This window comes from Microcystis sp. M_QC_C_20170808_M3Col (assembly GCF_007095505.1).
Taxonomy (GTDB): domain Bacteria; phylum Cyanobacteriota; class Cyanobacteriia; order Cyanobacteriales; family Microcystaceae; genus Microcystis.
Genome location: NZ_SFBY01000283.1, coordinates 1 through 5,166, shown reverse-complemented (window position 1 = coordinate 5,166; position 5,166 = coordinate 1). Strand labels below are relative to the sequence as shown.

The 5,166-nt window shown below is 46.6% G+C and carries 6 protein-coding genes; 3 read left to right on the top strand and 3 right to left on the bottom strand.

Features of this window, described 5'->3' with window-relative positions:
* The first annotated feature begins 7 nt into the window (after positions 1-7).
* Positions 8-685, top strand: coding sequence for a Uma2 family endonuclease (locus EWV84_RS12740; RefSeq protein ID WP_287078279.1), 678 nt, complete (start codon positions 8-10; stop codon positions 683-685).
* 6 nt (positions 686-691) lie between these two features.
* On the opposite strand, the gene rpsF is transcribed toward EWV84_RS12740, so the two are convergent.
* On the bottom strand, positions 692-1,081 hold the full coding sequence (gene rpsF, locus EWV84_RS12735) for a 30S ribosomal protein S6 (RefSeq protein ID WP_287078278.1): 390 nt from the start codon (positions 1,079-1,081) through the stop codon (positions 692-694).
* 145 nt (positions 1,082-1,226) lie between these two features.
* Here rpsF and EWV84_RS12730 point away from each other — a divergent pair, with 145 nt between their 5' ends.
* The gene (locus tag EWV84_RS12730; RefSeq protein ID WP_286824695.1) at positions 1,227-2,018 is read left to right on the top strand and encodes a fumarylacetoacetate hydrolase family protein; all 792 of its coding nucleotides are present in this window, start codon (positions 1,227-1,229) and stop codon (positions 2,016-2,018) included.
* On the opposite strand, the gene tpiA is transcribed toward EWV84_RS12730, so the two are convergent.
* On the bottom strand, positions 2,005-2,730 hold the full coding sequence (gene tpiA / locus EWV84_RS12725) for a triose-phosphate isomerase (RefSeq protein ID WP_286824696.1): 726 nt from the start codon (positions 2,728-2,730) through the stop codon (positions 2,005-2,007). The genes EWV84_RS12730 and tpiA overlap by 14 nt on opposite strands.
* 377 nt (positions 2,731-3,107) lie before the next feature.
* Here tpiA and EWV84_RS12720 point away from each other — a divergent pair, with 377 nt between their 5' ends.
* Positions 3,108-3,872, top strand: coding sequence for a metallophosphoesterase family protein (locus EWV84_RS12720; RefSeq protein WP_287078277.1), 765 nt, complete (start codon positions 3,108-3,110; stop codon positions 3,870-3,872).
* Here the strand turns inward: EWV84_RS12720 and EWV84_RS12715 are convergent.
* Complete coding sequence (locus tag EWV84_RS12715) at positions 3,791-5,038, bottom strand: site-2 protease family protein (protein ID WP_287078276.1); 1,248 nt, start codon at positions 5,036-5,038, stop codon at positions 3,791-3,793. The genes EWV84_RS12720 and EWV84_RS12715 overlap by 82 nt on opposite strands.
* Between the last annotated feature and the right edge of the window lie 128 nt (positions 5,039-5,166).

The window sequence follows — 5,166 nt, the reverse complement described above, 5'->3', positions numbered from 1 at the left end:
ATAAAGCATGGTTCAAGCACCCATCGAACCCCAACTTTTCTATCCTGACTCCGACGGTAAACCTATGGCCGACAACACAGTTCAATATCGCTGGATTGTTCGCTTGGTTGCCAATCTCAGGTATTTATTTAAGGAGCAAACCGTCTTTGTCGCCGGAGATTTGCTCTGGTATCCGCACCAGGTAATCGTACCCCCCGCTCCCTGTCAAGCTCCTGATGCCATGGTGGTTTTCGGTCGTCCACCGGGTGAGCGGGGCAGCTATAAACAATGGGAAGAAGACAATATTGCTCCCCAGGTGGTGTTTGAAATCCTCTCTCCGAGCAATAGTGCCAGGGAAATGCTCAAAAAGCAGTCTTTCTATCGGGAGCATGGGGTATTAGAGATGTTTTTCTATGACCCAGACTCCCATGATTTCTGGGGATTGGTGCGAGCCAATCGGCAAGAGGATTTTTTCCCGGTGACGGCTTTGAATTTTCCCTGGACTTCCCCAATCCTAGGGATTCGGTTTGAGATGTTTGAAGAGGGTTTAGAGGTCTTTTATCCCGATGGGGAACGATTTAAAGACCCTGAAACCCTCTTTGAGGAACGCAACCAAGCACAACAAGAACGCGACCAAGCACAACAAGAACGCGATCGCGCTTTTGCCCGATTACGGGAATTGGGCATTGATCCGACACAGTTGTGACTATAATTAATCTTCAGCGGAGATACCGTCATCTTCCACCACCGCTTCGGTGATAGGAGAGGGCGGAATTTCCGTTAAGGGAGATAAATCGGCAGGGGGGGCCACCACGCGATCGAGTTTTAGGGTTAAATAACGAATAACCTCATCACTTAAACGCATGGTGCGTTCCATGGGGGCGACTTGTTTGCCGGTTGCCTGATAATTCATCTGCACATAGACACCATCATTGAGTTTTTTGATGGGATAGGCCAGACGTTTTTTACCCCACACCTTAACTTCAATGTCTGTGGCGCTGTGTTCGCTAATCAGAGTCCGATAACGTTCCACTTGTTGCTGAACGACTTCTTCCCCTAAATCGGGACGGAGAATGTAAAGAGTTTCGTAGTTATTGCTCATCTCAGAATCCTTATGGACTAGAAGGCTTCTTTGTCAAGACCGGAGGTTAATTGATTTTCATAACTCTCTAGCTTTTAATAAAGAAGCAAGGATATATGATCATACTACTATCCGAGAGTCGATCGCTAGTCATTCCCAGAAAAATATGGCGCAACGCTATGTACGAGTGAAACATCGTCAAGGACAAATCTTCTACGGACTGTTACAGCTAAACCGTAGCGTTGCTGTCTTTGATGCCCCTCCCTGGCAAGGAGGGCAACTAACCAAGCTAGAATTAGAATCTGATAGCTACCAACTATTAGCCCCCTGTTTCCCGTCGAAAATTATTGCTGTGGGCAAAAATTACCGCGCCCACGCCGCCGAGATGGGAACACCTGTACCAGAAGAACCGCTTTTATTTCTCAAGCCACCGACAACAATTATCGCCGATGGTGAAACGATTTTTTATCCGCCCCAATCCCAAAGAGTGGATTATGAGGGAGAATTGGCATTAATTATCGGAGAAACCGCCAAAAACTGCACCACAGCCCAAGCCAGAAGCAAAATCTGGGGTTATACCATTGCTAACGATGTCACCGCTAGGGATTTACAGAAAAAAGATAGCCAATGGACGCGGGCGAAAGGATTTGACAGTTTTTGTCCCCTCGGCCCTTGGATTGTCCGGGAATTGAGTATCGGGGCCCAATTAACCACTTTTCTCAATGATGGCAGCGAACCCAAACAAAGCAGTTATCTCAGTGATATGGTTTTTCCCCCCGATGTCTTGGTGGCTTATATCTCCCAAGTGATGACCCTGCTGCCGGGGGATGTGATTTTAACGGGAACTCCCGAAGGAATCGGAGCGATGCAGGTGGGGGATAAGGTTCGGGTGGAAATAGAAGGCATCGGGGTTTTGGAAAATAGCGTCATGGCAGCAGCATCAATTAGCGATAATTAACAATGCGGGCGAATACGGCGGGGTCTAGACTCGCCCCACCGACTAAAGCCCCGTTTATCTGCGATTGAGCCATAATTTCATCGATATTATCGGGTTTTACCGAACCACCGTACTGAATGGTTACTTCGGGATTATCTAATTGTTGCCGAATCAAACCGATAACGCGGTTCGCTTCCTCGCTTTCGCAGGTTTCCCCCGTGCCAATCGCCCAGATGGGTTCGTAGGCGATAACGAGGTTTTTTTGGTCAACATTGACTAAACCTGCTTGAATTTGCTTGATAATTACCTTTTCTGTTTCTCCGGCATCTCTTTGGGCTTTACTTTCTCCCACGCAGATAATCGGGATTAAACCTTGTTTTTGGGCAGATATAACCCTTAAATTGACGGTTTCATCGGTTTCGCCAAAATATTGCCGGCGTTCACTGTGACCGATAACCACATAGTGAACCCCAATTTCGGTTAACATATCCGCCGAGATTTCGCCCGTATAAGCCCCCGATTTTTCCCAGTGGACATTTTGCGCCCCCAGACGGATACGACCACCGTGGAGGGTTTTAGAGAGGACAGCTAAAGCGGTGAAAGGCGCGCAAAGAACTACTTCTCGGTCGTCGGGAGTTTCCTCTAGATGGGATTTAAAATCTTGCAAAAACTCCAAAGCTTCTCTTTGGGTTTTGTACATTTTCCAGTTACCTGCAATAACAACTTTCGGCACAGCTTAATTAATTTAGTAGATTTGATAATTTATGGTACATTTTACTGTAAGCCTTTTTGTTACCCTAAGCAAGATCACCGATAATCGCTGTTTGTCGTGAACAGATTTCTTTAATACTTTTACCTGTACCTAGGGCTGGCTGAATAAATCTAAAAACTTTGTTGGATAAGGCTTTTAGACTTTTTTTCCCTCAAAAAGTGCCGGACCATTGGAGTGATCGGGGGTAAAATTCCGGGACTTTTTCCCTGAAAATTAGGTAACTGACTACCTCAAAATCGGTAAAACCCTACACCCTACACCCCACACCCCACACCCTGCACCCACGAAAAACTTTTTCAGCAGACCCTACCTATGCCCTAGTCCCCTACCAAATCCTCATGCGAACCTTAGCGATCGGCGATATTCATGGTTGCTCGAAAGCTCTAGATCACTTGCTAGAGATCGTCAATCCCAAACCGCAAGATACTTTAATCACCCTCGGTGATTACGTTAATAAGGGCAGAGACTCGAAAGGGGTGATCGATCGCTTGATTTCCCTACATAAACAGGGAAATTTGATTCCCCTCAAAGGTAATCACGAGATTATCATGCTGCAAGCCCGTCATAACCCCCTCAAACAGCGTCTCTGGTTAGAAAAAGGCGGTAAAGCCACGCTAAAATCCTATAGCGAAGGCCACCTGATTAAAATTCCTGAATCTCACTGGGATTTTTTAGGAAAAGTCTGTATAAATAGCTACGAAACTGCAAATCATTTATTTGTTCACGCTGGTCTCGATCCCCATCTACCCCTGGCCAGACAACCAGAATACAAACTCTTTTGGGAGAAATTTCAAGATCCAGCCGCCCATAGTTCGGGAAAAACCATGATTTGTGGTCATACCAGCCAAAAAAGCGGTAAACCGATTAATCTCGGCCATGCCATTTGTATCGATACTTGGGCCTACGGTAAAGGCTGGTTAAGTTGTTTAGATGTGGAAACGGGGAAATTGTGGCAGGTTAACCAGGGAGGAAATTTTCGGATTAGCCATATTCAAGATTATTATCGTCCATCCTCTCTACGTCAGGACATTAAGGACGGTTCGCCGATTTTTGGCGGTTCACTCTGGTCGAGAGCGGCAGCAATGACATTTAAGGGCAAATAACTGGGATAAACTCCCTCGCGAGCGCGTTTAATATCCGTTTCCTCTAGGGGAAGTTGGTATTTAATCGCAATTGCCTTGAGGATATCGGCGCGATCGATCACTCCCGCTACGGCGGAGGCTGGTGTTAACACCGTGATCATTGGGTCCGGGATGGTTTCCAATTTCTGCACCACCGTCACTAAGGGGGTTTTTTCCTCAACAGTGGGAATTTCTGCGAGGGGATGGGCAATATCAAGCAGTTGTTTTTCTGACCAGAAACTCCGCTCGATCGCCTGTAAATCTTCCACCCGAATTAATCCCCGATAACGTCCCTCGGACGCAGCAAAATAAGCAGTATTGGCGGCTGCTTGGTCTAAAACGTATTCTTGGGCGAATTCCTCTAGGGTTTGATGGGCGTTTAAAACCCGCCAATTTCTGCTCATCACCTCTCCCGCTGTGAAATTGAGGAGACTTTCCTGTAAATTAGTCAAATTATCGTAGGCGCGGGCATTTCTGAGGATAAACCAGCCTATTAATCCTAACCAGGCACCCCCCACAGCTGCCGTCAAGAGAACCAAGAAAATCCCCAAAATAATCCCCAACCAACCGATTAATTGACCACTGATCGCAGCCCAATGTAACCCTTTCCAGCGATCGCCAGTTGCTTGCCAGACGATTGCTTTGAAAATTTGACCCCCATCGAGGGGTAAACCGGGGATAAGATTAAATAGAGCCAAAAACAGGTTAATTATCGCTAAATGTCCGCATATATAGGTTAAATTGGCGTTTAAATAGGGTAAGTGACTGGCTAGGGATAAGAGACAAAACAGGAGAAAACTAACGGCGGGTCCAGCGATCGCTACTTGCAGGGCCTGGGGAGGAGTCCGAGATTCTCGATCGATCGAGGCCATACCTCCAAAGAGAAACAGGGTAATGGAATTGACCTGGATGCCTTGGGAACGAGCCATGAAACTATGACCTAATTCGTGGAGTAAAACCGAGATAAACAGCAATAAAGCCATGATTAAACCAAGTAACCACGCTAAAACAGAACTCTGGGCGGCCAGAGACTGAATTTCTGCATCAGTGGCATTGATCAGGGTGACAAAAGCCAGAATCAAAAACCACGAGGAATCAATATAGAGAGGAATGCCCAATAAAGAGCCGATTCGCCAATTTGTACGCATAATTTTCAGTGGGGAAATGGGGAAATGGGGAAATGGGGAAATGGGGAAATGGGGAAATGGGGAAATGGGGAAATGGGGAAATGGGGAAATGGGGAAATGGGGAAATGGGGAAATGGGGAAATGGGGAA